Annotated in this window: 25 protein-coding genes; 15 read left to right on the top strand and 10 right to left on the bottom strand. The window is 67.3% G+C overall.

What is annotated here, in order from left to right; genetic code table 11:
- Positions 1-63: 63 nt before the first annotated feature.
- Both KW836_RS21280 and KW836_RS21275 read right to left on the bottom strand, forming a co-directional pair.
- Positions 64-429 (bottom strand): sel1 repeat family protein, encoded by a 366-nt coding sequence (locus KW836_RS21280; RefSeq protein ID WP_175138143.1) that lies wholly within the window; start codon positions 427-429, stop codon positions 64-66.
- 43 nt (positions 430-472) lie between these two features.
- The gene (locus KW836_RS21275; protein WP_255596034.1) at positions 473-1234 is read right to left on the bottom strand and encodes a hypothetical protein; all 762 of its coding nucleotides are present in this window, start codon (positions 1232-1234) and stop codon (positions 473-475) included.
- Positions 1235-1358: 124 nt separating this feature from the next.
- Between KW836_RS21275 and KW836_RS21270 the strand changes: the two genes are divergently transcribed.
- From KW836_RS21270 to KW836_RS21235, 8 genes are all read left to right on the top strand, one after another.
- On the top strand, positions 1359-2294 hold the full coding sequence (locus KW836_RS21270) for a LysR family transcriptional regulator (protein ID WP_218344682.1): 936 nt from the start codon (positions 1359-1361) through the stop codon (positions 2292-2294).
- A 48-nt stretch (positions 2295-2342) separates the two neighbouring features.
- Positions 2343-3293: an adenosine deaminase gene (locus KW836_RS21265; protein WP_218344681.1), complete on the top strand. Its 951-nt coding sequence runs from the start codon at positions 2343-2345 to the stop codon at positions 3291-3293.
- Between the two features lie 185 nt (positions 3294-3478).
- Entirely contained in the window at positions 3479-4747 is a 1269-nt protein-coding gene (locus tag KW836_RS21260) for a carboxylesterase/lipase family protein (RefSeq protein ID WP_218344680.1), read from the top strand.
- A gap of 72 nt (positions 4748-4819) precedes the next feature.
- Positions 4820-5767, top strand: coding sequence for a tripartite tricarboxylate transporter substrate binding protein (locus tag KW836_RS21255; protein WP_175123567.1), 948 nt, complete (start codon positions 4820-4822; stop codon positions 5765-5767).
- A 115-nt stretch (positions 5768-5882) separates the two neighbouring features.
- A complete protein-coding gene (locus tag KW836_RS21250) occupies positions 5883-7271 on the top strand; it encodes an amidohydrolase (RefSeq protein ID WP_218344679.1) in 1389 nt (462 codons plus the stop codon).
- 205 nt (positions 7272-7476) lie between these two features.
- The gene (locus tag KW836_RS21245; protein WP_218344678.1) at positions 7477-8454 is read left to right on the top strand and encodes a tripartite tricarboxylate transporter substrate binding protein; all 978 of its coding nucleotides are present in this window, start codon (positions 7477-7479) and stop codon (positions 8452-8454) included.
- Positions 8451-9422: a BMP family ABC transporter substrate-binding protein gene (locus tag KW836_RS21240; RefSeq protein WP_218344677.1), complete on the top strand. Its 972-nt coding sequence runs from the start codon at positions 8451-8453 to the stop codon at positions 9420-9422. Before KW836_RS21245 ends, KW836_RS21240 begins: the two co-directional genes overlap by 4 nt.
- A gap of 215 nt (positions 9423-9637) precedes the next feature.
- The gene (locus tag KW836_RS21235) at positions 9638-10441 is read left to right on the top strand and encodes an aspartate dehydrogenase (protein WP_218344676.1); all 804 of its coding nucleotides are present in this window, start codon (positions 9638-9640) and stop codon (positions 10439-10441) included.
- 61 nt (positions 10442-10502) lie between these two features.
- Here KW836_RS21235 and KW836_RS21230 read toward each other — a convergent pair whose 3' ends face one another.
- Both KW836_RS21230 and KW836_RS21225 read right to left on the bottom strand, forming a co-directional pair.
- A complete protein-coding gene (locus KW836_RS21230; protein ID WP_218344675.1) occupies positions 10503-12338 on the bottom strand; it encodes an ABC transporter ATP-binding protein/permease in 1836 nt (611 codons plus the stop codon).
- A 132-nt stretch (positions 12339-12470) separates the two neighbouring features.
- On the bottom strand, positions 12471-13358 hold the full coding sequence (locus KW836_RS21225; RefSeq protein ID WP_218344674.1) for a LysR family transcriptional regulator: 888 nt from the start codon (positions 13356-13358) through the stop codon (positions 12471-12473).
- Positions 13359-13491: 133 nt separating this feature from the next.
- Here KW836_RS21225 and KW836_RS21220 point away from each other — a divergent pair, with 133 nt between their 5' ends.
- From KW836_RS21220 to KW836_RS21200, 5 genes are all read left to right on the top strand, one after another.
- Positions 13492-14328 carry an amidohydrolase gene (locus tag KW836_RS21220; protein ID WP_218344673.1) on the top strand — a complete coding sequence of 279 codons (837 nt, stop codon included), beginning with the start codon at positions 13492-13494 and terminating at the stop codon, positions 14326-14328.
- Positions 14325-15314, top strand: coding sequence for a tripartite tricarboxylate transporter substrate binding protein (locus tag KW836_RS21215; protein WP_218344672.1), 990 nt, complete (start codon positions 14325-14327; stop codon positions 15312-15314). Before KW836_RS21220 ends, KW836_RS21215 begins: the two co-directional genes overlap by 4 nt.
- A 204-nt stretch (positions 15315-15518) precedes the next feature.
- Entirely contained in the window at positions 15519-15902 is a 384-nt protein-coding gene (locus tag KW836_RS21210; protein ID WP_175123576.1) for an RNA-binding S4 domain-containing protein, read from the top strand.
- A complete protein-coding gene (locus tag KW836_RS21205; protein ID WP_218344671.1) occupies positions 15902-16264 on the top strand; it encodes a translation initiation factor Sui1 in 363 nt (120 codons plus the stop codon). Before KW836_RS21210 ends, KW836_RS21205 begins: the two co-directional genes overlap by 1 nt.
- Before the next feature lie 26 nt (positions 16265-16290).
- Positions 16291-16641: a DOPA 4,5-dioxygenase family protein gene (locus KW836_RS21200; RefSeq protein WP_175123578.1), complete on the top strand. Its 351-nt coding sequence runs from the start codon at positions 16291-16293 to the stop codon at positions 16639-16641.
- A gap of 4 nt (positions 16642-16645) precedes the next feature.
- On the opposite strand, the gene ppk2 is transcribed toward KW836_RS21200, so the two are convergent.
- Complete coding sequence (gene ppk2, locus KW836_RS21195; protein WP_218344670.1) at positions 16646-17842, bottom strand: polyphosphate kinase 2; 1197 nt, start codon at positions 17840-17842, stop codon at positions 16646-16648.
- A gap of 142 nt (positions 17843-17984) precedes the next feature.
- Between ppk2 and KW836_RS21190 the strand changes: the two genes are divergently transcribed.
- Positions 17985-18449 (top strand): hypothetical protein, encoded by a 465-nt coding sequence (locus KW836_RS21190; RefSeq protein ID WP_218344669.1) that lies wholly within the window; start codon positions 17985-17987, stop codon positions 18447-18449.
- Positions 18450-18534: 85 nt separating this feature from the next.
- Here KW836_RS21190 and KW836_RS21185 read toward each other — a convergent pair whose 3' ends face one another.
- Positions 18535-19725 (bottom strand): PLP-dependent aspartate aminotransferase family protein, encoded by a 1191-nt coding sequence (locus KW836_RS21185; RefSeq protein WP_218344668.1) that lies wholly within the window; start codon positions 19723-19725, stop codon positions 18535-18537.
- A 140-nt stretch (positions 19726-19865) separates the two neighbouring features.
- Here KW836_RS21185 and KW836_RS21180 point away from each other — a divergent pair, with 140 nt between their 5' ends.
- A complete protein-coding gene (locus KW836_RS21180; RefSeq protein ID WP_218344667.1) occupies positions 19866-20888 on the top strand; it encodes a hypothetical protein in 1023 nt (340 codons plus the stop codon).
- 33 nt (positions 20889-20921) lie between these two features.
- Here the strand turns inward: KW836_RS21180 and KW836_RS21175 are convergent, their stop codons facing one another.
- From KW836_RS21175 to KW836_RS21160, 4 genes are all read right to left on the bottom strand, one after another.
- Positions 20922-21578 carry a methionine ABC transporter permease gene (locus tag KW836_RS21175; RefSeq protein ID WP_175123583.1) on the bottom strand — a complete coding sequence of 219 codons (657 nt, stop codon included), beginning with the start codon at positions 21576-21578 and terminating at the stop codon, positions 20922-20924.
- Entirely contained in the window at positions 21559-22662 is a 1104-nt protein-coding gene (locus KW836_RS21170) for a methionine ABC transporter ATP-binding protein (protein WP_218344666.1), read from the bottom strand. Before KW836_RS21170 ends, KW836_RS21175 begins: the two co-directional genes overlap by 20 nt.
- Before the next feature lie 6 nt (positions 22663-22668).
- Complete coding sequence (locus KW836_RS21165) at positions 22669-23430, bottom strand: MetQ/NlpA family ABC transporter substrate-binding protein (protein ID WP_239213300.1); 762 nt, start codon at positions 23428-23430, stop codon at positions 22669-22671.
- A 313-nt stretch (positions 23431-23743) separates the two neighbouring features.
- Positions 23744-24169, bottom strand: a complete 426-nt coding sequence (locus KW836_RS21160; protein ID WP_239213286.1) for a CopD family protein — start codon at positions 24167-24169, stop codon at positions 23744-23746.
- Between the last annotated feature and the right edge of the window lie 8 nt (positions 24170-24177).

The following is a 24177-nucleotide window of genomic DNA, read 5'->3' as shown; positions in this document are numbered from 1 at the left end:
GCGCGACGAGGCGTGAGCGGCATTACTGGCGCGGGGCCATTGCGCGGCGTTGTTTGCGTGCCGTTATTGCGCAGCCTGCGGCGCGTCGCGCAATTGCGCCAGGCGCTGCACCGCCAGTTCATAACCCTGGGCCGCGGCGGCCTCGTACCAGCGCAGCGCTTCCTTCATGTCGAAGTGCTCCATGACGAGGCCCTGCATGTATTGGGCGCCCGGCTCGCCGCGTTGCGCGGCGGCCAGCATCGCCCGTTCGGCCATGCCGTCCTGGCGCGGCGATTCGCCATAGATGTGGGCGTTGCCGCCCTCGATGGTGCCGCCCAGCTCGCGCAGCGACGGCGGGGTTTGTATGAACAGCTGGCGCCAGAACATCGCGACCAGCACCACGAATAGCGCAAAAAAGAAGGTCCAGGTGAAAAGCCGTTTGGCGGTCATGTTTTTCTCGGTCTCGGTGAAGGCAGGCTCGCGCCCGCGGAATTCAGGGATTGTTGGTGGCGGGCGCAAACCAGTATTGGAACAAATCGCCGCGATTGGTGTACCAAGGCAGCAGCATTCCAATGCTGTCGGACTCGCGTTGCACCGTCAGCAGCAGCCCGCCCGCGTCCTTGCGCAGAACGGCAACATGACGCCGCACCCCCATGGATTCATGCTGGCGCCAGTCATGCCGCACGCTGATCCATAGCCGGCCCTGCGTGCAACCGGCAGCGCGCCAGATCGTGTTGCCGGGGCGCATGGGCTCGCCGCCCGAGGCCATGGAGCTGGCGCCGTCGTCGTGGACGGCAAGTAGCGCGGCCTCGTGCGCACCTTGCCCATCACGCGTCTCGATCTGCCAACCGCGCGCCTCAGCCACGAACGAAACGGTCGAGCGGGATGACGGCTTCCACGCCGGAAGCGGCGCATCGCGCATGCCCGGCAGGTCCAAGGGGTAAAGCAAAAATCCACGCAGGTCTTCGAGCAGGACAGCGTCGGCATCGCCCGCGCGGCGTTCGCCCTGGGCGCGATAAGTGCCGGTCAGGTCGGGACATTGCGCCGGATCCGACGGCAACAGAACTTGCGTGTTGTCTTTGAAGGACGACCACCTCACGGCGACCTCGTCCACGCGCGACGCGGTGCAGCCGGCCAGCGCCGCGGCCAGCAAGGTGATCGTTGCGAGGACGCCGGCGCGTTTAGCGTTGGGCCAGCCTTCACGCTGGGTGACGCATTGCGCGGCACACCAGCCGCCCCGCTCCTTCAAAGTCAATGCCGCTCTCCCGTTGCAAGCCGAAGCCCATGCAGGCGTCGAACTATATCCCGAATCCCGCACTGCGTTGCCAAGCGCCCGGCACGGGAGAATAATCGGCAAATCGCTTCCGCTCCCCTGCGCCATGACACCGTTCCGAGGCAAACTTCGCATCCGGCACCTGGAGATCGTGCTGACCGTCTCCGAATTGGGCAACCTGTCCAAGGCGGCGGCGCAGTTGCACAGCACGCAATCGGGCCTGTCCCGCGCGATCGCCGAGATCGAGGAGCTGGTGGGTGCGCGGCTGTTCGAGCGCACGGCAAAGGGCACGACCTGCACGCCGCTGGGCGACGCCATGTGCCGCCACGCGCGGCAGTTGCTGACCGGTTTTCGCAAGGCCGAGGTCGACCTGGCCGCCGTCTCGCGCGGTGAAGAAGGCAGCCTGACCGTGGGCTGCTTTTCCATGTTTGCGGGCTGGCCGGTGGCGCAGGCCGCGCGCGACTACCGCGAGGCGCATCCGCGCATCACGCTCACCATTGAGATCGGCACGCACGAACGGCTGATCGAGGACCTGGACGCCGGCGCGCTGGACGTGTTGATCAGCCGCTTCTCGTCCACCGTGAATCCGGAGATCTACCGGTCGACCACCCTGCTGGAGGATCCGGTGGTGCTGGCCTGCGCCACGCACCATCCGCTGACGCGCCTGCCGCAGGCCACGCTGGCCGATTACGTGGCCTATCCGTGGATCACCGCCCTGCCCGGCAGCCGCATCCGCGGCGAGCTGGAATTGTCCCTGCGCCAGGCCGGTCTGGCGATTCCGGATATGATCGGCGTCCTGTCGCTGGAATTCGGCCGCGAATTACTCGTGGACGGACACTACCTGTGGATGCTGCCCGGCAGCGTCGCAGCCGTCCGGCAGGCGCGCAGCGAACTCGCCGTGCTGCCGGCCCGTCCCGCCCTGCGCAGGTCGCCCCTTGCCGCCATCTGGCGCCGCGACCGCCCCAGCACCCGTCAGGCGCGCGCCTTCGCCGCCCAGCTCGAACGCACCATCCAGGCCGATGGCATCGCGCTGGCCGCATGAACCGCGCGCCGCATCCCGAACACGCACCTCATTCATACCGGAGCACCCATGTACGACTGGCTCAACGCATTGCCCAAGGCGGAATTGCACCTGCATCTGGAGGGCACGCTCGAACCCGAGCTGCTCTTCAAGCTGGCGCAGCGCAACGGCGTGGCGCTGCCCTGGCCCGATATCGACGCCCTGCGCGGCGCCTACAACTACAACAACCTGCAGGAATTCCTGGACCTGTACTACATGGGCGCGGACGTCCTGCGCACCGAGCAGGACTTCTACGACCTGACGTGGGCCTACCTGCTCAAATGCCACGAGCAGAACGTGGTGCATACCGAACCCTTCTTCGATCCGCAGACCCACACCGACCGCGGCGTGCCGTTCGAAACCGTGCTGAACGGCATCAGCCAGGCGCTGGCTGACGGCCGCAAGCAACTGGGCGTGACCAGCGGGCTGATCCTCAGCTTTCTGCGCCACCTGCCCGAAGAACAGGCCATGCGTACGCTGGAGCAGGCATTGCCGTATCGCGACGCCTTCATCGCCGTGGGCCTGGACAGCAGCGAACAAGGCTTTCCGCCGCGCCTCTTCCAGCGGGTGTTCGACCGTGCGCGCGCCGAAGGCCTGCCGGCCGTGGCGCATGCGGGCGAGGAAGGCCCGCCCGAATACATCTGGGAGGCGCTGGACCTGCTGAAGGTGCTGCGTATCGACCACGGCGTGCGCGCCGCCGAAGATCCCAAATTGATCGCGCGCCTGATCGACGAGCAGATTCCGCTGACCGTCTGTCCGCTGTCCAACACCCGGCTGCGCGTGTTTGATCACATGCGCGAGCACAACATCCTGTCGCTGCTGGATGCCGGGGTGAAGGTCACGGTCAACTCCGACGATCCCGCCTACTTCGGCGGCTATGTCACCGAAAATTTCCACGCGCTCCACGAACACCTGAGCATGACGCGCGAGCAGGCGCAGGCGCTGGCGGACAACAGCCTGGACGCACGCATCGCCAAATAGCGGGAGTTCCGGTAGCGGGATCCGGGTCGCCACGGTCCGGACAGCTCCCATCCAGCCATGCGTGTTTCGCATGGCTATGTTCAAAACCGGAATGCCCGGCGCGGCACTTTCCTCCCTACCATTAGTCCGGCGGCAGCACAGATTGCCGCCGCTGGACGATGAACAACGATACAAGGGGCAGGAATATGAGTGAACGCGTGAAGGCGGCGCTGCGCACTGGCACGCTGGTAGGCGTGCGCGACGGCGGCGTGTGCCGCTATGGCGCCATTCCGTATGCGCAGGCGCCCGTGGGCGAACTGCGCTTTGCATCGCCGCAACCGGCGGACATTCGCGGCGAATTCGACGCTACGGGTACCGGCCCCGTCCCGCCGCAGTTGCCCTCGCGCCTGCGCGGCGCCATGGGCGATTTCGACGCCGAACAATCCGAAGACTGCCTGCACCTGACGGTCTGGACGCCGGCCGCGGACGGCAAGCGCCGCCCCGTCGTCGTGTGGCTGCACGGCGGCGCCTGGCAAAGCGGCGGCGGCGCGCTGGACTGGTACGACGGCGCCCGCCTGGCCGAACGCGGCGACATAGTGGTCGTGGCCGTCAACTACCGGCTGGCCGCGCTGGGCTGGCTGTACGTGCCCGGGCAAACGGCCAACGTCGGCTTGCTGGATCAGGAACTGGCGATCGACTGGGTGCTGGACCACATCCAGGATCTGGGCGGCGATCCGGCGCGCATCACAGTCATGGGCCAATCGGCAGGCGCCTCGTCGATCTGCGCCATGCTGGCGCGCCAGCCGTGCTTCTCCCGCGCCATCCTGCAGAGCGCTGCGCTGGGCCGCGGCTTTCGCAGCGCGCAGCAGGCCGACGCGCTGGGTCAGGTCTTTCTGCGCGCGGCCGGCGCCGACTCGCTTTCGGCGGCGCGCGAGCTGCCGGTGTCCGCGTTGCTGGCGGCGCAGCAGGCGCCCGAGGTCGTGCAGGCCCTGCGGGCCGAAGGCAGCAGTCGCAGCCTGTTCTCACCGGTGCTGGACGGCCAGGTGCTACCGCAAGAAATCACACCCGCGCTCCTTACCGCCGCGGGCCGCGCGGACGTACTGGTCTGCTACACGCGCGACGAAATGGCCGCGTTCCCGGACCACGGCACCGACGCAGCCAGCCAGGAGATGGGCGACGCCGTGTTCGGCGCGCCCTCCCGGCTTTGGGCCCGGCAGGCCGTGGCCCAAGGCCGCAGCGCCTGGCTGGCGCGCTTTGACCTCGCGCCGACGGACCGCTTCGGCGCCTGCCACTGCATTGAATTGCCGTTCGTGTTCGACACGCTGCAGGCATTTGCCGATGCTCCGATGCTGGCGGGACTACCTGCCGCGCAGGGCGAGCAACTGGCGCGCCAGACGCAGACCGCATGGCTGGCGTTCATCCGCGGCGATGCGCCGGATTGGCCGCAAGCGCCACACATGCAGATCCTGGCCTGAGCCCGCTACGCCACACGACAGGCGCCGGCCTTGCCGCCGCGTCCCGCATACCAACAACACAAGGGGAATTCCATGTTCAAGCAAACCTTCCTGGCGCTGGCACTTGCCCTGCCGCTTGCCGCCACCGCCGCCTATCCCGACAAGCCGGTCAAGATCATCGTGTCCAATCCGCCCGGCGGTCCGGTCGACGTCATGCTGCGCGTCCTCGCCAGCAAACTCGGCGCGGCCTGGGGCCAGCCCGTGGTCGTGGAAAACAAGCCGGGCGCCTCGGGCATCATCAGCACCGGCGCACTGGTCAAGTCCGCGCCAGACGGCTACACGCTCGGCATGGTCGTCGCGTCGTCGGTGACCATCGTGCCGTTTGCGGTGGACAGCCTGCCGTTCGACACGCAAAAGGACTTGCAGCCCATCTCGCTGGTAGCGCGCACGCCGTTCATCTTCATCGTGCCCAAGGACAGTCCCCTCAAGACCTGGGAAGACTTCGTGCGCGAAAGCAAGACGCGAAACTTGAGCGTGGGCTCGTTCTCGATCGGCACCGCGTTTCACCTGGTCTGGGAACAGACGGCGCGGCGCGCCGGCATCAAGGCGCTGTACGTGCCGTCATCCTCGTCGGGAAAAACGCAGAATGACCTGATCGGCGGGCAGCTCGACGTGGGCCTGGACGCCCCGTCCAGCTCGAAAGGCCTGATCGACAGCGGACGGCTGCGGGCGTTGGCAATCACCAGTCCGCAACGCTTTGGCGGCCTGCCCGACACGCCCACGTTGAAGGAGTCGGGACTGGACTACGCGCCGCAGCCGTGGATCGGCCTGATGGGACCGGCGGGCATCCCGAAGGACCGCGTCGCGCAGATCCAGAAGGCGGTGACCGACATCCTGAAAGACCCTGCGATGAAAGCGCAGATGGAAACGCTGGGCATGATTCCGATCGGCAGTTCGCCCGAGGAACTGGCGGCCACCATCGAGGCCGATCGCGCCGAGATGGGACCGCTGATCAAGGAGCTGGGCATCAAGCTGCAGTAGCGCCGGCGCGAGGTAAATTCCGCGCAACGTAAGTACTGGAAACAGGACCCCTTGCGCTGGGGCCCTCGGGTAAGATCCTTGTCAATAACAAGTTAACTACCATGAGGAGGAGAGCATGCCGCAACGCAATTCCCTGTTCCGTCTGGCGCCCTTGGCGCTGGCCGCCCACCTGATCTTTTCCGGCCCGGCGGCCGCGCAAGGCGCGCCCGGCACGCAAGGCACGGTGCAACCCGCCGCCAACCCCGCGCTGGCCGCGCAGATTGACGAACGCGCCAAGGCCATCGAAGACAAGCTTATCGCGTGGCGCCGCGACATCCATCAGCATCCGGAGCTCGGCAACCAGGAACACCGCACGTCCAAACTGGTCGCCGATCATCTGCGCGCGCTGGGCATGGACGTGAAGACCGGCGTTGCGGGCACCGGCGTGGTCGCGGTCCTCAAGGGCGGCAAGCCGGGGCCCGTGGTGGCGCTGCGCGCGGACATGGACGCCCTGCCCGTCAAAGAACAGGTAGACGTGCCGTTCGCGTCCAAGGCCAAGGGCACGTACCTCGGCAAGGAAGTCGACGTCATGCACGCGTGCGGCCACGATGCGCACACGGCGATCCTGATGGCGGCCGCCGAAGTGCTGGCCGGCATGAAGGACGAGCTGCGCGGCACGGTCAAGTTCATCTTCCAGCCCGCCGAGGAAAGCCCCGCGGACTTCGAGCCCGACGGCACGAAGGTCTGGGGCGCGAAGATGATGGTGCAGGAAGGCGTGCTGGACAATCCCAAGGTCGACGCGATCTTCGGTCTGCACGTGTCCAGCGCTTACCCGGCCGGCTGGCTGGCATGGCGCGCAGGTCCCGCAATGGCCGCCGCCGACCAGTTCTGGATCGACGTGACCGGCAAGCAGACGCACGGCGCGCGCCCGTGGTCCGGCATCGACCCGATCGTGGTCAGCTCGCAGATCATCCTGGGTTTGCAGACCATTCCCAGCCGACAGATCAACAGCATGCTGGAACCGGCGGTGATCACGGTGGGCGCCATCCACGGCGGCAACCGCATGAACATCGTGCCCGACAGCGTTGCGATGATCGGCACCATCCGGACATACGACGAAGGCATGAAGAAGGACATCCATCAACGCATCGCACGCACCGCGGACATGATCGCGCAAAGCGCGGGCGCCAAGGCGGACGTGCGAGTCGTCGAGCTTTACAACGCCACCGTCAATCCGCCGGCGCTGGCCGAGCAGATGGGTCCCACGCTGCGGCGCGTGGCGGGCGAAGGCAACTATGGCTTGCAACCCAAGTCGACGGCGTCCGAGGACTTTTCGTTCTATCAGGAGAAGGTGCCCGGCATGTTCTTCTACCTGGGCGTAACGCCCAAGGGAACGGATGTCGACAAGGCCGCACCGAACCATTCGCCGCGCTTTCACGTTGACGAGTCGGGGCTCATCAACGGCGTGCGCGCGCTGTCGAACCTGACGATCGACTACATGGCGAGCACGCACAAGGGCAGTTGATCGTTCTTACCCGGATCGCCGATGCACGCGCCGCGTCCATCGCGGAACGTGCATCGGCAACGGTGGCGACAGGCTTCACGCCTGCTATCGCTTCGGCTACCAGGACGGCATAAGCAAACGGCTACAAGTTCTTTGTCAGCCGCCGCCCCGCTTCTTACAGTGTGCGCCTTTGCCGCCATGCGGCCGCACGACAGAAGCTTTCGCCATGCCGATCTCCCGACGCAAATTCCTGCTTGCCAGCACGCTGGCGCTGCCGCTGGCTCGGCCTCGCCTGGCGCGCGCGTCAGACTGGCCCGCGCGTCCCATCCGTCTTGTCGTCACGTTTCCGCCCGGTGGCGCGAGCGACATCGCCGCGCGCATCATTGCGCCCGTGCTGGCCGAACGGCTGGGTCAGTCCATCGTCATCGAAAACAAGCCGGGCGCGGGCTCGACCATCGGCGCAAACCTTGTCGCACAGTCGCCCGCCGACGGCTACACGTTGCTGATGTCGAACTCGGCGCCCCTGTCGATCTCGCCGGCGCTGATGCCGCAGGGCGGTTACGACGCGCTGGCGAGCTTCCGCCATATTGCCTACCTGGGCGCGGTGCCCACGGTGTTTGTCGTGCACCCGTCCGTGCCGGTGTCCAGCCTTGCCGAGCTGACCGCCTGGATCAAGGCGCAGGACCAGCCGGTGCAATACGGAAGCGGCGGGCTGGCGTCCGTGGGGCAGATCGTGGGCGAGCTGTATTCGCGGCAGACGGGCGCGCCGCTGCAGCACATCCCGTACAAGGGCTCCGGCGCCATGCGCAACGATCTGCTGGGCGGACAGATCCGCGTGGCGGTGGATGCCCTGCCGCAGAACCTGCCCTTCCTGCGTTCAGGGCAACTGCGTCTGTTGGCCGTCACCACGCAGGAGCGCGTGCCGCAGGCGCCCAGCATCGCTTCGGTGGGCGAACTGGGCTATCCGGGCCTGGTCGCGGAGAACTTCATCGGGCTCTCCGCCCCCGCGGGCCTGCCAGACGCGGTGGCCGTGCGGCTGCACGCGGAGGTCGGATCCGTGCTGGACAATCCGGACATTCGGGCCAAGCTCGAGGGCCAGGGCTTCGTGCTGGCGCAGAAGACGCCGGCGGAGTTCACCGATTTCGTGCGCCGGCAGGCCGATAGCTGGGGGCCGGTCGTGCGCGCGACGGGAGCCAGCCTGTGAGCGCCCGCCGTCTGCTCGTGCTGTTCGGCTTTCCCGGCCGGGGCGGCTTCAACGAGGCGGCATTGCAGGGCGCCGAGCGCGCGGCGCGTGCGGGCCATGCGCTGCACGAGGAATGGATCGCGGCCACTGATCCGGCCGCGCGTGCCGAGCGCCTTGCGCAGTTGTGCAACGGCAACCCGGATCTGGTGATCGTGCACGGCGGCCAGGGCGACGTGCCCGTGGCCGAGGTGGCGCCGCATTTTCCGCGCACGCAGTTCGCGATCACACAAGGCAGTCATACGGCGGCCAACGTCGCGAGCTATGAGATTCTGCAGGAGCATTCCGCGTTTCTTGCCGGGATTCTGGCCGGCTTGCGGGCGGAGGGAGATGGCGCGGGCGGCCTGGTCGCGGGGGGACGCCCTGCGGATGGCCGCCCCGCGGATGGCCGCCCCGCACACCTCTCCGGCGAGCGCGTCCGGCCCGGTCTGAAGGGCCGCGCCGCCTTTGCCGACGGCGTGCGCCGCGTGACGGGCCGGGATCCGCTTACGGGTTTTTGCGGCAATCAGCACGACCCCGACCTGGGTGAGGCCTGGACACGTGCGCTCGCCGCACAACGCGCCCGCGTGCTGTTCGCGATGATGGATGGCGGCCGCGACGGCGTCACGCGCGCCTGCCGCGAGGCCGGCATCTGGCAGATCGGCAACGTGCTGGATTGGGTGGCCCGCGATCCGGAGGTCTATCTGGCATCGGCGCTGGCGGACTCCGGCCTGTGCGTGGAGCGCGCGGCCGCGGACCACGCCGCGGGCGCGCTGGCCGTGGGACGCATCACGCGTTTTGGCCTGGAGGCTGCGGCCTCGTTGCGGCTCGTGCTTGGCGCAGACGTCACCGCCTACGAGCGGCGCGAGCTGGACGCCTGGTCTGGGCGCCTGGCGTCCGGCGAGATCGAGATTGCCAGCCACTACGACGGCGAGGAATTCGCGCTGTCGTAGATGCCCTCGCAGCGTCACCGCGCCGGCAACATGTGGCGCGTTGCGGGCGACGTGACCCACGGCCCTGCGCACACGTCTCGCGAGCCTTGCGGGCATCCCGCATTGACGCGTCGCGATGCCCTGGCTACAGTGGCCGGCAGTCTTGCGGCAAGGCTTTTGCGCCGCATTTTCGAACCGCCCGCGGTCCCGCCGTTGGCCCAACACTCCGGATACCCATGAACAGCTTCCGCGTCGGCATCGCCGGCTTCGGCGCCATCGGCCAGGCCGTGGCGCAATCCCTGGATGCGGGCCTGCCCGGCCTGACCCTCGCCGCCGTCGCGGTGCGCGATCCCAACGCCCCGCCCGCCCTCGACTGGAAGAACGGCGCGCCCACGTTCACCACCATCGGCGGGCTTGCCGAGCACTGCGATGTGGTGGTGGAATGCGCGCCCGCTGCCGTGTTCCGCGACATCGCCGAACCCGTGCTGCGTGCCGGCAAGAAGATGGTGGTGCTCAGTTCGGGCGCTTTGCTGCGTCACGAAGACCTGATCGGCATCGCGGGCCAGCATGGTGGCCAGGTCATCGTGCCGTCGGGCGCCATTCTTGGGCTGGACGCCATCACCGCCGCCGCGGAAGGCGTCATCCACTCGGTCACGATGATCACCCGCAAACCGGTGCGCGGCCTGCTCGGCGCGCCCTACCTTACCGAAAACAACATCGACATCGAAGGCATCACCGAACCGCGCCTGATCTTCCGCGGCTCGCCGCGCGAGGCCGCCGTGGGCTTTCCGGCCAACCTCAACGTGGCCGTCAGCGTGTCGCTGGCGGGCATCGGCCCGGACCGCACCACGCTGGAAATCTGGGCAGATCCCTCACTCGAACGCAACGTGCATCGCGTCGAGGTCGTGTCGGATTCCGCCTCGTTCTCGGTGGAAATCCAGAACATTCCCTCCGCCAATCCCAAGACCGGCCGCATTACCGCGCAAAGCGTGATTGCCGCGTTGCGCAAGCTGACCGGACCGCTGCGCGTGGGCACCTGATTTTCGGCAAGACGTGCAAAAGGCCGCTGCGTGCGGTCTTTTGCATGTGCAGCGCAGTCCGTCAGGCCGCCGCTCTGCGCAGCGCCTCGCCGTGGCGCGACGCCGGCATCGGGCCGACCTTCCAACGGCCCGTTCCATCCAGATCCAGCCGCTGCGTATGGAAAGCATCCAGCGTGCTGCGATGGCCCACGCTGACCAGCATGCTGTCCGGCAACGCGTCGCGCAGCAGGCTGTACAGCATGTGTTCCAGTCCTTCGTCCGTGGCCGAGGTGGCCTCGTCCAGAAACACCAGCGCCGGCCGGTTGTACAGCACGCGTGCAAACGCGATGCGCTGCTGCTCGCCCAGCGACAACACGCGCGACCAGTCGTGCACCTCGTCGAGCCGGCTGGCCAGATGCCCCAGGTTGACCTGCCTGAGCGCGTCGGCCAGACGCGCGTCGTCGGCCGGCTGCGCCAGTCCCGGATACGCCACCGCGCCGCGCAGGTCGCCCAGCGGCAGATAAGGCCGCTGCGACAGGAACAACGCGGACTCGCCTTGCGGCCGCCGCACCTCGCCGCTGGCATACGGCCACAGGCCCGCCAGCGCGCGCAGCAAGGTCGTCTTGCCGCTACCCGACGGCCCCTTGATCAGCAGGGCCTGACCGGGATGCAAGCGCAGGTTCAGGTTTTCCAGAAGACGCGCGCCATCCGGGCGCGACACGTTCAGGCCTTCGATCTGCAGCCCATCCGGCAGGGCTTGCGTCTGCACCTGCGGCAGCGCGCGCGCGGCCTCGTTGGCGTCCAGGAATCCGTTCAGACGATCCAGCGTGGCGCGGTACTGCGCGAACGTGTCGTACGAACTGCGAAAGAACGACAGCGATTCCTGGACCTGCCCGAACGCCTGCGACGTCTGCATGACATCGCCCAGTTTGATTGCCCCGCTGAAGAAACGCGGCGCCTGCAGGATGAACGGAAACACCACCGCGATCTGGCTGACCGACAGGTTGAAGCCGTCGAACTTCAAGCCCCGGTACACGCGCTGCCAGAGATTGGCGATGTAGGACGTGAAGCGGGTCCACAGGGTCGCGCGCTCGACTTCCTCGCCCTGGTAGAACGCGACGTTCTCGGCGTTCTCGCGCAGGCGCACCAGCGCATAACGGAAGTTGGCGGTCAGACGCTCGGACAGGAAGTTCAGCTTGATGAGCGGACGCCCGATCTTGAAGGCCAGCCACGTGGCGACGATGACGTACAGGTACACCACGAACACCATGGCGCGCGGGATTTCAACGCCGCCGAGCGTCAACGGACCCGACAACCCCCACAGGATCGACGTGAAGGCCACCAGCGACACGATCGCGCTCAGCGCGCCGATGGCCAGCGTGCGCGAGCCCGTCACGAACTGCGCGATGTCCTGCTCGATCCGCTGGTCGGGGTTATCGACGGGTTCGGCCAGGAAGTGTCCGCGGTAGTAGGCGCCCGCGCCCAGCCAGTCGCGCGTCAGCCGATCATTCAGCCAGACGCGCCAATGGATGTCGAAGGCCTGCCCCACATAGCTGTCGGCCAGGCTGCGCACCACATGCACCGTGGCGAGCACGGCGAAAATGCCCAGAAAGTGCCAGAAGACGGCCTGATCCAGCGCCTGCAGGGCGCTGTAGAACCCGTTGTACCAAAACGAAAACAGCACCGTCATGCGCACTGCGAACATCGCCAGGAACAGCAGCAGCGCCAGCGTCAGCATCGGACGCCAACTGCGGCGCGGCGTGAGATACGGCCAGGCCAGCCGCCAGAATTTGCGGCCCCAGACGGTGGTGCGCGTCAGGACGAGCGTGACGAGCGCCAGCGCGACGGCGGAGATGCCGAATGCGCGCACGAGCCACAGGGCGCTTTCCGCGAGTTGCTGCTGCCAATTCAGATCCATGAGCCCGGAACCTCGCAAAGAAGTTCCTGGTTAGACGGCGGGATCGACGGCAGTTCCGGCAAAAACGCGGTTTTAAGCCTCGCTTAAGCCTGATTGAAGGACGTTGAAGGGCCGTTGAAAGACGTGACGCTCTTATTCGGATCTGAGATCCAGATTGGCGAACAGATCCGCCAGCGTCGGCACGCTGCGCGCCGGCCAGATCGCGCTCAAGTCGAAGCTGGGGAGACGCTCGCCATCGCGCACCTCGCAAAAGCGGACGCCTCGAAATCCCATGGACCGGATCCAGCTGGGCAGCAAGGCCACGCCGCAACCGCCCGCCACGCACGACAGCACCGTCAGCGTGAGGCTGGCCTCCTGGTTCACGTGCGCATCGTGGCCGCCCTTGCGCATGGCATCCAGGATGGCCGCATAAAATGCCGGCAGTTGCGTCTGCGGGTACATCACCAGGCCGGCCTGCGCGATCTGGGCCATCGACACCTGGCCGTCGGCATCGACCTCGAATTCGTCGGGCACGGCGGCCACCAGCCGGTCGCGCAACAACTGGCGCTCTCGCATGCGGCCGCCGACGGCGACGGGCGTGTGCATCAGGCCGATGTCGATGTCGCCGGTCTGCAAAGCCTCGGCCTGTTGGGCATTGCTCATTTCACGCAGGATGATGCGCACGCCGGGCGCCTGCATGCGCATCTGTCGCAGCGCGCGGGGCAAGGTGTCAAAGAGCGCCGAGGACACCAGCCCGACCGTCAACTGGCCCGCGCTGCCCCGCCCGATCTCCCTGGCGCGCCGGGCCGCCGCGTCAATGCGGGCGACGCTGGCGCGCACGTCCTCCAGGATGGCCTGCGCGGCGGGCGTGGGCGTCGTGCCCTGTCGCGACCGCTCGAACAGGCGCACGCCCAGGTCTTTCTCCATGCGCGTCAACGCCTGGCTCAGCGCCGGCTGCGCGATGCCCAGCCAGTCCGAGGCGCGGCTCACGCTGCCGTGGTCAACCACTGCCAGGAAGTACCGCAGATGCCGGGTTTCCATATCGTTCCAATATATTTAATGCGCCTTTCCAGAATGGAAAACTATACCCCGACTTCCTAGAATCCCGACTTACAGAACACTACATAGCGCGTCGCCGTTCCGAGAGAGCGGCGGGCCGCATGAGGAGACCGCTTTGCCCTCGCCGATTCCAGGCGCCGCCGTCGACACCCACGCCCACGTGTTTCACCAAGGCCTCGCCTTGGCCAACACGCGCCGTCACACGCCCGACTACGACGCCACGCTGGCCGAGTACCTGGGGCTGCTGGACGCGCACGGCTTGACCCACGGCGTCCTGGTGCAGCCCAGTTTCCTGGGCACGGACAACAGCCATCTGGTCGAGGCGCTGCGTGCCGCCCCCGCCCGCCTGCGCGGCGTGGCCGTCGTGGCGCAGGATGCCAGCGAATCCGAACTGCAGGCCCTGGCCGACGCCGGCGTGGTCGGCATCCGTCTGAACCTTTTCGGCCTGGACACGCCCGCGCTGCAGACGCTGGCGTGGCAGGTGCTGCTGGCCCGCGTCAATGCCCTGAACTGGCACGTTGAAGTGCACTTGCAAGCCGCGCGCCTGGACGGCGTGTTGCCGGCCTTGCTGGCGGCCGGCTGCCGCATCGTGGTCGACCATTTCGGCCGCCCGGATCCCGCGCTCGGCGTCCTGGACGCAGGCTTCCAATACCTGCTGCGCCAGGCGGACAGCGGCCGGATCTGGGTCAAGCTGGCCGCGCCGTACCGAAACTGGGCGGCGCCGGCCTGCGCCGCGGCCGGCCGTCTGGCCACGCAGCAATTGCTGGACGCCTACACCCCTGAACGCCTGATGTGGGGCAGCGACTGGCCCCATACCGAACATCGCCACCTGGCGTCCTATCCCGCCGCGACGCAGTGGCTGGACGCCTGGATCGACGACCCCGCGCAACGGCGCACCGTACTCGCCGACACGCCGTTGCGGCTATTCCAATTCCAAGGAGACACTCCATGACCCCTCTGTTCAAACGCCTGGCGCACCGTAGCGCGCTGTTCGCCGCCGCCGGCCTGCTGGCTGGCGCCGCTGGCGCCGCGCACGCCGCCTACCCCGAACGCGCCGTCACGCTGGTCGTGACCTACCCGCCCGGCGGCACCGTGGACGTGGTCGCCCGCCTGATCGGCCCGAAGCTCGCGGCTGAACTCGGCCAGCCCGTCGTCATTGAAAACCGCGGCGGCGCCGGCGGCATGATCGGCGGCGCGGTCGTCGCCAAGGCCCAGCCCGACGGCTACACGCTGATGCTGGACGCTTCCAACCACGCGCAGAACCCCGCGCTGCACAGCAAGATGCAGTTCGACACGCTGTCGGCCTTCGCGCCCGTGTCGCTGCTGCTGCGCGTGCCGAACGTGCTGGTCGTGACGCCGTCGTATGAAGTGAAGTCGGTCGGCGACCTGATCAGGCTCGGTCAGCCCGATGCCAAGGAGCCGGTGTACTTCGCGTCGGCCGGCCCCGGCTCCGCCCAGCACCTGGCGGGTGAACTGTTCAACCTGCTTGCCAAGACGCAGTTGCAGCACGTCGCGTACAAGGGCGGCGGCCCGGCCATGATCGACGTGATGTCGGGCCAGGTCCCCGTCATGTTCGCAAGCATGGGCTCGGCCTGGCAGCACGTGAAGAACGGCAAGCTGCGCGCCGTGGCCGTTGGCGGGCTGGAACGCTCCAAGACCGCGCCCGAATTGCCCACCATCGCCGAGTCGGGCGTGCCGGGCTACGAGACCTACGAATGGAACGCCGTGTTCGCCCCGGCCGGCACGCCGCCCGCCATCGTCGAGCAGGTCTCGCAGGCGCTGGCCAAGGTGCTGAAGGATCCTACGATTGCCGAGCAGCTTGCCGGCATCGGCGCCGAGCCCATCGGCTCCACGCCCGCCGAACTGGACACGTTCCGCCGCGCCGAAATCGAGAAGTGGCAGCGCGTCGTGAAGGAAGCTGGATTGAAGCTGGATTGAGTACTGCCGGGCCCCACGGCCCGGACACCGCGTAGCCGGTTTGCGGCGCTCTTCGGGGCGCCGCTTTTTTTTGCCCTGCGCGGTCGCCATTGCGGCAACGGTTGGCGACGCGCGCGCGGGTGCATGCCATGCCCGCCGGCGCTTCCGGTCTCCGGGCGGCGCTATCATGACGCCTTGACCAGCTTTACCGCAGGAACCCGCAGGATGGACAAGATCCGGCTCGACAAATGGCTTTGGGCGGCGCGCTTCTACAAGACGCGCAGCCTGGCTTCGGATGAAATCGGCAAGGGCCGCGTGTTCGTGAACGGACAGCCCGCCAAGCCCGCGCGCGAGGTCGGCGCGGGCGACGTGATCACGGTACGCAAGGAAGACCCCGCCGTGCAGGTGCGCGTCGTGGCCGTCAGCGGCGTGCGCGGGCCTGCCCCGGTTGCGCGCCAACTGTACGAAGAGACGCCCGAAAGCGTGGCCGCCCGCGAACGCGCCGCCGAAATGCGCCGACTCGCGCCGGAGCCGGCACTGGGCATCGAAGCGGGGCGCCCCACCAAGCGTGACCGCCGTCTCATCGACCAGATACGGGGCAAATCCTGATGAAGCGCGCCGCAACCGGCGGGCTGGTCTATTCCACCGAAACCGGGCGCATGTGCCCGCAATGCCGTGAGCCCGTCGCGCAATGTCAATGCAAGGCGGCGGCCGCGAAAGTCCCGGCAGGTGACGGCGTGGCGCGCGTCTCGCGTGAAACCAAGGGGCGCGGCGGCAAGAGCGTGACGCTGGTGCGCGGACTGGCGCTGGCGCCCGACGCCTTGAACGCGCTGGGCAAGCAGCTGCGGACCGCGTGCGGTTCGGGCGGCACCGTCAAGGACGGCGTGATCGAGGTGCAGGGCGACCACTGCGACCGCATCCTCGAGGCGCTGACGAAGCAGGGCCACCGCGCCAAGCGCGCGGGCGGCTGAACCGTATCAGGTATCAGGACAGAACAATGGAAATTTCCGTGACGGACGTCGCGAGCTGGCATGCCCATGTGTACTTCGACGCGGCAAGCCGCGACACCGCGTTCGCCCTGCGCGAACGGATTGTCGCGACGTTTGACGGCAAGATGGACATGGGGCGCTTCCATGAGCGCCCCGTGGGCCCGCATCCGCAATGGAGCTACCAGATTGCCTTTGACCCGCAGCACCTGGCCGAGATCGCAACGTGGCTTACGCTGAACCACGGCGCGCTGGATGTTTTCATGCACCCGAACACCGGCCATTCGCTGCGCGACCACCGCGACTGCGCGGTGTGGATCGGACGCAGCCACGTATTGAACCTGGCTGCGCTGGGCGGCTGAAGCCTTACAGCGCCCGGCCCACGATCAGCGAGTCGATCGCCATATGCGGGTCGTCGCTCTTGCCCTCGTAAGGCAGGCGGCTCAGCACATAACGCATGGCGTTCAGACGGGCGCGCTTCTTGCAGTCGGACTTGACCACGATCCACGGCGCGTCGGCGGTGTCGGTGTGGGCAAACATGGCTTCCTTGGCGCGCGTGTAGTCGTCCCACTTGTCCAGCGACGCCAGATCGACCGGGCTCAGCTTCCATTGCTTGAGCGGATGCACCTTGCGTTGCTGGAAGCGGCTGCGCTGTTCTTCCTGGCTGACCGAAAACCACAGCTTGATCAGCGTGATGCCGCTGCTGACCAGATGGCGCTCGAAATCTGGCGTCTGGCGCAGGAACGCCAGGTATTCGTCCTGCGAGCAAAAGCCCATCACGCGTTCGACGCCGGCGCGGTTGTACCAGGAGCGATCGAACATGACGATCTCGCCGGCGGTCGGCAGGTGTTGCACGTAACGCTGGAAGTACCACTGGCCCTTTTCGGTATCGGACGGCTTTTCCAGTGCGACCACGCGCGCGCCGCGCGGATTCAGGTGTTCCATCATGCGCTTGATCGTGCCGCCCTTGCCCGCGGCGTCGCGCCCCTCGAACAGGATCACGACGCGCTGGCCGGTGGCCTTGACCCACGCCTGCAGCTTCAGCAGTTCGACCTGCAGCTTGTACTTCTGCTTTTCGTAATTGCGCCGCAGCATGCGGTGACGATACGGGTAGACGCCCTCGCGCCAATCTCCCGCCAGCTCGTCGTCGGGATTGCGGCGCGCGCCCGGGGTCTGACGGTTGGCCTCCAGCAGCGCACGATGCACCGCCTGCGCGTCGTCGGGCGACAGCGCGTCGATGACGGTGCGCAGCGCCGCGTGCGCCTCGCCCGGATTGCCGATGGTGTAGCGGCTGGCGATATCGGCCAGCACCGCCGCGGTCTCCTGCCGCGCCGCGTCCTGCCGCGCGGCCACGCGCTTGCGCAATTCAAGGGCCGGTTCAACGGCGGGGTCGATGGCTGCCCCTGCAACGCCGGCCGGCTTCGCTACACCCTTGGCGGCGCGCGTGACGGGCGCGCGGCGCGTGCTTGCCGTACGCTTGGCGGCGCCTTGGCCGCTGCTGGACCGCTTGGCGGGCGCCGGCGGGGCGTCTTGATCGGGGGCTGGCGATGTCTTGTCGGTCATTGGTCCTGTCCTTGCTGCGCAAACGTCAAACCCTAACGTGCGCCACGGCACGAGGGATTGATGGGGATCAACGGTTGTAACATTTTTTCACGAACCCGGCCCCATTACACTGCACGTCCCTCATCCCCTCATTCGCGACGCCATGTGGTCACGCATCAAGCGATGGTTTGCCGGTCCGCCAGCGGCCGAAGATCCCTTGCAGGAAATCGTGCGCTTTGACGACGCCGGCCTCACGCGGTCGGGCGAACTGGCGCGCGCCATGGGGCTGCAGCAGTTCTGGCCCTGGCGCGACGTGCATGAGTTCGGCTTCGCGTTCACCCAGGCGATCTATCCGGATCCCTGGTTTGGCGACTACATGGAAAGCCTGTGGTTCGTTCGCGTGGCCAACGAAGACGGCGGGCTGATGCGGATGGAGTTCGACGAGCGCGTGCTCGATATCAACGACCTGCCGCCCGCCCTGCTTCACAACATGCCGGGACTCGACATGGACGTGCTGCGGGCGGGACTGGCGACCGCCGCGCGCGGGCTGCGCCATTACGAAGGCGAAGGCGAATGGGTGGCATGGCGGCGCGACGTTTCCGAGGAACCGCCGTCATCGCCGCCCTGATCGCCGCCCCCTCGACGTCGTGTTTGCCGCCCTTTTGCGTCTCGCTGATTGCTCCCCTCGACGGCAGAGCCGATGCCCGGCCCGGCTACACGCGATCCAGCCCCTGCTTGAGATCCGCCAGAATGTCCGCCGGCGTTTCCAGCCCGACCGACAGCCGCAGCAGGCCTTCCGACAGCCCGTAGCGCTCGCGGTCCTCGGCCGAGTAGCTGGCATGCGTCATCGACGCCGGGTGCTGGATCAGCGTCTCGGGATCGCCCAGGCTGACCGCGATGCGCGCCAGCTTCAGGCTGTTCAGCAGCGTCTTTCCCGCCGCAAGGCCACCCTTCAGCTCAAAAGCCACCAACCCGCCGCCCGCCGCCTGCTGGCGCTGCGCAATGTCGGCGCCCGCCGTGCCGGACAGGCCCGGATAGAACACGTCGGCCACCGCCGGATGCTCGCGCAGCAGCTTGGCCACCCTCAGCGCGGATTCGCTGTGGCGCTGCACACGCAGCTCCAGCGTCTTGATCCCGCGCAGCACCAGAAACGCCGTGAACGGCGACAGCGTCGCGCCCGTGAAATACCGCAGGCCTTGCAGCCGGATGGCGTCGATGTGCTGCTTGCGGCCCACCACCGCGCCCGCCAGCAGGTCGCCGTGCCCGCCCAGGTACTTGGTGGCCGAATGCAGCACGATGTCCGCACCGTGTTCAAGCGGCCGCTGGAGCACCGGCGTGGCAAAGGTGTTGTCGACGATGGTCAGCAACCCCTTGCCACGCGCGATGGCCGAGATGGCCGCAATGTCCACCAGGCGCAGGTTCGGATTGGCGGGGGTCTCGAAGTACACCGCCCGGGTATTGGGGCCGATGGCCGCGGCCACGGACTGCGGCTGGGTGAAATCCGCGGATACGGCGCGCACGCCGAATCGGGACAGCCCCTGCGTGAACAGCGTGAAGGCCGTGCCGTAGACGATCTGGTCCACCACGATCTCGTCCCCGCTTTGCAGCAGCGAGAACAGGGTGGCCGAAATGGCCGCCATGCCCGACGCCGTGACCACGCCAGCCTCGGCGCCTTCCAGCGATGCCAGCCGCTCTTCCAGCAGCGCCTGCGTCGGATTCCGCGTCCGGCCGTAGACATAGCCTTGGGCCTCGCCGAGCCGGATCCGGTCGAAGGCCTCGATGCTGTCCTGCGTGTAGGTGGACGTCAGATACAGCGGCGGCGACAGCGCGCCCTGTTCGTCCAGCGGATCGTAGCCCAGGTGGATGGCGCGAGTCGCAAAACCCTGCTGCGCGTGGTCGGTCATGGTGTTCACTCCTGTCATGGGTGGGTGCAGGGGCGCATCGCGCCTGCCTGGAAATCGGAAATTGCCGCCAGCCCGCGGCATTGACGGGGCCGAAGCGAGTCTTTACAGTCAAACGCCGTATCCCCGTTTTCGTGCGCGACATGAACGACCCGCAAGCGCCCGCCACGGCCGCCGGCCCGGCGGTTCCCCCCGCGACACCGCCCCAACCCGGCTGGCTGCTCAAGGCAGCCACCTGTCTGGTCTATTCCGGGGTGCTGGCGTGGGCGGTCTACAGCAGCCGGCCCGCCACCATGCTGGACGTGGCCAAGCTGGCGTTCGGCGGGGCTATCCTGCTGGGCCTCCTGCCGTTTCTCGTCCTGGGGGTCTTTTCGATCTGGAAGCGCTTTCGCACGCCGCGCAACCGCTTGCGCATCATGCTGGGCACGGGGGTATTTCTGCTGGCCGCCGTGGCCGGGCCGCTTGCCGAACGCAACCACGACAACCGCCAGCGCGACATTGCCAACACCGAAATCCGCAAAGCCATCGACGCGCTGCGCCTGCAGGCCGGCGGCGGCAGTGGCGCGCCCGAAGACGTGCCCGCCATCGACCCCTCGCCCAAAGCCACCGGCCCGTACGGCGAAATGGAACGGGCCATGAAGACCATCGCGGGCAAACGGCTGGCGCAGCATCGCGCCTACCTGCAGGAACTCAAGGAAATCGGCCTGCCCAAGCTGTTCGACGCCCGGCGGCTGGCGCGCGACTCGGGCCTGATCGAAAGCCGCCTGATCCTGGAACAGGCCGAAAAGCTTGTGCCGGGGTACCGCGAACAAAGCATGGAAGTGCTGAACGGCATGCCGGCGCTGGTGCGTTCGCTGACCATTGCCGAGCCGGAAAAGGACAAGATCCTGAAAGCGCTGCAGGACTCGCGGGCGGCCAGCACCGAAAAGCTGGCGCGCGTCTGGGACCTGGAAACGCAGATCCTGCACGAGTTCGGGATGATGATCACGCTGCTCGATGACAACCGGCAGTTCTGGTACGCAGACCGCGACGAGCTGATGTTCGGCCGCGACGCCGATCTGGCGCGCTTTCATCAGCATCAAGACGCCGTCAACCGGCTGGCCGGCGAGCAGGAGAAGCTGGCGACGCAGTCCCTGGCCGCGATGCCGCAAGCGCCCTTGCGCTGAACCGGACGATGTCACGCGCGCGGCTCGCATTGTTCACCGCTTGTGATCGGCGCGGCGCGACAGCCACTCGCCGGTGAACTGCACGATCGACACCAGCGCAATCAGGATGACGATCACCTCGAACATCACCCGGGTCTCGTAGCGCTCGTAGCCATAGCGGATCGCCAGGTCGCCCAGGCCGCCCGCCCCCACCGCGCCCGCCATCGCTGACGCGTTGATCATGGCGATGACGCTGACCGTCATGCCGCCGATGATGCCCGGCAGCGCCTCAGGCAGCAGCACGTGCCGCACGATGTGCCAGCGCCGGCAGCCCATGGCGCGCGCCGCCTCGACCAGACCGGGGTCCACGTCGTTCAGGCTGACCTGCGCAATGCGCGCAAAGAATGGAATCAGGTTGGCCGACAGCGGCACGATCGCGGCCCATGTGCCCAGCGTCGTGCCGACCAGAAAGCGCGTGAACGGCAGCATCGCCACCAGCAGGATGATGAACGGGATGGCGCGGAACGTGTTGACCGTGATCGACAGCGCCTTGTTGAACCGCGGACGCGGGTAGAGATTGCCGGGCGCCGTGATGGTCAGAACCACGGCCAGCGCCAGTCCGGTCGCGATGGCGATGGCGGCGGAAATGCTCACCATCGTCAGGGTCTGCAGAAACGCCTGCAGGTACTTGTCAAGCATCGGTAGCGACATAGCCCAGCACCTTGATCTGATCGGCCACCAGCGCGGCGCGCGCGGCCTCTTCCTGTAGCGCGTGCGCGGGCACGGACACCAGCAGACTGCCCTGCGCATGGCCGCGCAGCCGGTCCAGTCCGCCGTGCAGCAGCGTGGCGCCCGGCCCCATTGCCGCCAGCGCCTGAAGCGACACGCCCTCCGGCCGGTCCTGTCCGGTGAAGCGCAGGCGCAGCACCGCGACGCCGGCGCGTCCTTGCAGGTCGGGCACCAGCTTGGCCGCCAGGTCCGCGGGCAGGTCGTGTTGCAACGGCCGCAGCAGTGCGCGCGTGGCGTCGGCCTGAGGGTTGCCGAACACGCGCCACACTTCGCCCAGTTCGACGTTGCGGCCGCCGTCCAGCACCAGCACGTTGTGGCAGACCTCGCGGATGACGGCCATGTCGTGCGTGATCAGCACGACAGTCAGGCCCAGCTTGCGGTTGATGTCCAGCAGCAGGCCCAGGATCGACTGCGTGGTTTCGGGATCGAGCGCGGAGGTCGCCTCGTCGCACAGCAGGATCTCGGGCTCATGCACCAGCGCGCGCGCGATGCCCACGCGCTGCTTCTGGCCGCCGGACAGCTTTGACGGATACACGTCGGCCTTGTCCCGCAGGCCCACCATCTCAAGCAGCGCTTCGACCCGCGCCCGCGCCGCGGCCGGCTTCACGCCGGCCACGCGTAGCGGCAGCGCGACGTTCTCGGCCACCGTCTTGGCGGACAACAGATTGAAGTGCTGGAAGATCATGCCGATCCGGCGGCGCAGGCCGACGAGCGCATCCTCGTCCAGGCTGCCCACGTCCACGCCGTCCACCCGCACACGGCCGGCGCTGGGACGTTCCAGCATGTTGATCGAGCGCAGCAGCGTCGACTTGCCCGCGCCGCTGCGGCCGATGATGCCGAACACCTCGCCGCGCGCGATCGAGAACGACACGTCCGACAGCGCCGTGACGGGGCCCGCGGGCCCTTGATATTGCTTTTGCAGGCCCTCGAACACGATGTGCGCGTCGCGCCCCGGCGATGGCGCTGCGCCGGCCGCGTCCGCGGCCAGGGAAAGTTCGCGTTGCATCTTGGCTTAGAAGACCGGAATCACCGAACCTTCGAACTTGGTCAGGATGAACTGGCGAACCTCTTCCGAGTGATACGCCTTGACCAGCGCGGGCACCCACGGCGCGTCCTTGTCCTTCTCGCGCACGACGATGATGTTCACGTACGGATTGTTTTCTTTCTTCTCGACCGCGATGCCGTCGCGCGTGGCGATCAGCCCGGCCTGGTACGCAAAGCTGTTGACGATGGCCGCGGTGTCCACGTCGGGCAGCGAACGCGCCAGCACGACCGATGCGCTTTCCACGAAGTTGAGCTTCTTGGGATTGGACGTCACATCGGCCAGCGTGGCGGTGCCGGTGGCCGGGTCGAAACCGTCTTTCAGCGTGATCAGGCCCTGGTCGCGCAGGATGACCAGCGCGCGCGTCTGGTTGCTGGGGTCATTGGGAATGCCGACCTTCGCGCCCTCCGGCAAGTCCTTGAGCGACTTGTATTTCTTCGAATAGAACGCGATGGGCGAGATCAGCGTGTTCGCGACCGGCACCAGCTTGTAGCCGCGCTGTTTGATCTGGTCGTTCAGGAAGGGAATGTGCTGGAAGGCGTTGGCTTCCAGGTCGCCGTTGTTCAGCGCTTCGTTCGGGCTGGCGGTGCCGGTGATGACGACGGGCTCGACGGCCAGGCCGTTTTTCTTGGCCACCTGCGTCACCACTTCCCAGATCTGCTCGTCCACGCCGCCGCGCACACCCACCTTGAGCGGCTTCGGGTCTGCCGAGAACGCCGGGCCGTGGAACATGGCGGCCGAGGCCAGCACGGCGCCCAAGAGGCGCTTGAACAGCGGCGTCCATGCCATGCGCGATTGCTGCGCGCCTTGGGAAACGCCTGCATCCGCGGAAGCCCCGGCGGCAAGAATACGGATAGTCATGATGGAATCGCCTCTAAGTCAACGCAGTTATGAGAGAGACGATTCTAGGGACGGGGCTTATGCGCGCGAACGAATAGTTGGTTGAGTCGTTATTACGGGGTTTTTTGGATATGGCGCGTTGGCATATGGCGCGCCGGCGCGGTGCCGAACGCGCAGTCAGGCCGGGTCGATCAGAACGGGTCGATCAGAACGGCTTGACCACGGCCAGCGTCACGATGGCCGTCGCCGCTAGCACGACATAAGGCGCCTGCAGATCGATCAGGGGCGGCCGCTTGCCGCTGCCGCCGGCCATGCGCCGCAGCGATGCGCTTTGCATGCCGAGCAACCCCGACAGGCTCAGCGCGAAGGCCACCTTGATCCAGATCCAGTTCATCGCGAACCACCCGAACGTCATGGCCAGGTGCAGGCCGATGAGCCAGGTGATGACCATGGCCGGCGTGGTGACGTAGAGCGTCCAGCGGCGCAGCGCGTGAAGCATCTTGCGTTCCTTCGGCGCGTCTTCGCCTTCCTGCGGCTGCGAGGTCAGAAGAAACAGGGCAACGAAGAGCGAGCCGCAAAGCCAAGCGACCGCGGCCGCGACGTGGGCCATTTTGAGGAGTTGATATGTCATGCGCGGCA

Source organism: Achromobacter sp. ACM05 (genome assembly GCF_019218915.1).
Classification (GTDB): domain Bacteria; phylum Pseudomonadota; class Gammaproteobacteria; order Burkholderiales; family Burkholderiaceae_B; genus Achromobacter; species Achromobacter animicus.
Note: the sequence above shows the minus strand (reverse complement) of the source record. Positions and strands in the feature narration are given on the sequence as shown.

Bases quoted from the DNA above. Each gene is read 5' to 3' on its own strand.
- KW836_RS21280 (WP_175138143.1), bottom strand. From the start codon at position 429: ATGACCGCCAAACGGCTTTTCACCTGGACCTTCTTTTTTGCGCTATTC.
- KW836_RS21270 (WP_218344682.1), top strand. From the start codon at position 1,359: ATGACACCGTTCCGAGGCAAACTTCGCATCCGGCACCTGGAGATCGTG.
- KW836_RS21265 (WP_218344681.1), top strand. From the start codon at position 2,343: ATGTACGACTGGCTCAACGCATTGCCCAAGGCGGAATTGCACCTGCAT.
- KW836_RS21260 (WP_218344680.1), top strand. From the start codon at position 3,479: ATGAGTGAACGCGTGAAGGCGGCGCTGCGCACTGGCACGCTGGTAGGC.
- KW836_RS21255 (WP_175123567.1), top strand. From the start codon at position 4,820: ATGTTCAAGCAAACCTTCCTGGCGCTGGCACTTGCCCTGCCGCTTGCC.
- KW836_RS21250 (WP_218344679.1), top strand. From the start codon at position 5,883: ATGCCGCAACGCAATTCCCTGTTCCGTCTGGCGCCCTTGGCGCTGGCC.
- KW836_RS21245 (WP_218344678.1), top strand. From the start codon at position 7,477: ATGCCGATCTCCCGACGCAAATTCCTGCTTGCCAGCACGCTGGCGCTG.
- KW836_RS21235 (WP_218344676.1), top strand. From the start codon at position 9,638: ATGAACAGCTTCCGCGTCGGCATCGCCGGCTTCGGCGCCATCGGCCAG.
- KW836_RS21230 (WP_218344675.1), bottom strand. From the start codon at position 12,338: ATGGATCTGAATTGGCAGCAGCAACTCGCGGAAAGCGCCCTGTGGCTC.
- KW836_RS21225 (WP_218344674.1), bottom strand. From the start codon at position 13,358: ATGGAAACCCGGCATCTGCGGTACTTCCTGGCAGTGGTTGACCACGGC.
- KW836_RS21215 (WP_218344672.1), top strand. From the start codon at position 14,325: ATGACCCCTCTGTTCAAACGCCTGGCGCACCGTAGCGCGCTGTTCGCC.
- KW836_RS21210 (WP_175123576.1), top strand. From the start codon at position 15,519: ATGGACAAGATCCGGCTCGACAAATGGCTTTGGGCGGCGCGCTTCTAC.
- KW836_RS21205 (WP_218344671.1), top strand. From the start codon at position 15,902: ATGAAGCGCGCCGCAACCGGCGGGCTGGTCTATTCCACCGAAACCGGG.
- KW836_RS21200 (WP_175123578.1), top strand. From the start codon at position 16,291: ATGGAAATTTCCGTGACGGACGTCGCGAGCTGGCATGCCCATGTGTAC.
- ppk2 (WP_218344670.1), bottom strand. From the start codon at position 17,842: ATGACCGACAAGACATCGCCAGCCCCCGATCAAGACGCCCCGCCGGCG.
- KW836_RS21190 (WP_218344669.1), top strand. From the start codon at position 17,985: ATGTGGTCACGCATCAAGCGATGGTTTGCCGGTCCGCCAGCGGCCGAA.
- KW836_RS21185 (WP_218344668.1), bottom strand. From the start codon at position 19,725: ATGACCGACCACGCGCAGCAGGGTTTTGCGACTCGCGCCATCCACCTG.
- KW836_RS21180 (WP_218344667.1), top strand. From the start codon at position 19,866: ATGAACGACCCGCAAGCGCCCGCCACGGCCGCCGGCCCGGCGGTTCCC.
- KW836_RS21175 (WP_175123583.1), bottom strand. From the start codon at position 21,578: ATGTCGCTACCGATGCTTGACAAGTACCTGCAGGCGTTTCTGCAGACC.
- KW836_RS21170 (WP_218344666.1), bottom strand. From the start codon at position 22,662: ATGCAACGCGAACTTTCCCTGGCCGCGGACGCGGCCGGCGCAGCGCCA.
- KW836_RS21165 (WP_239213300.1), bottom strand. From the start codon at position 23,430: ATGTTCCACGGCCCGGCGTTCTCGGCAGACCCGAAGCCGCTCAAGGTG.
- KW836_RS21160 (WP_239213286.1), bottom strand. From the start codon at position 24,169: ATGACATATCAACTCCTCAAAATGGCCCACGTCGCGGCCGCGGTCGCT.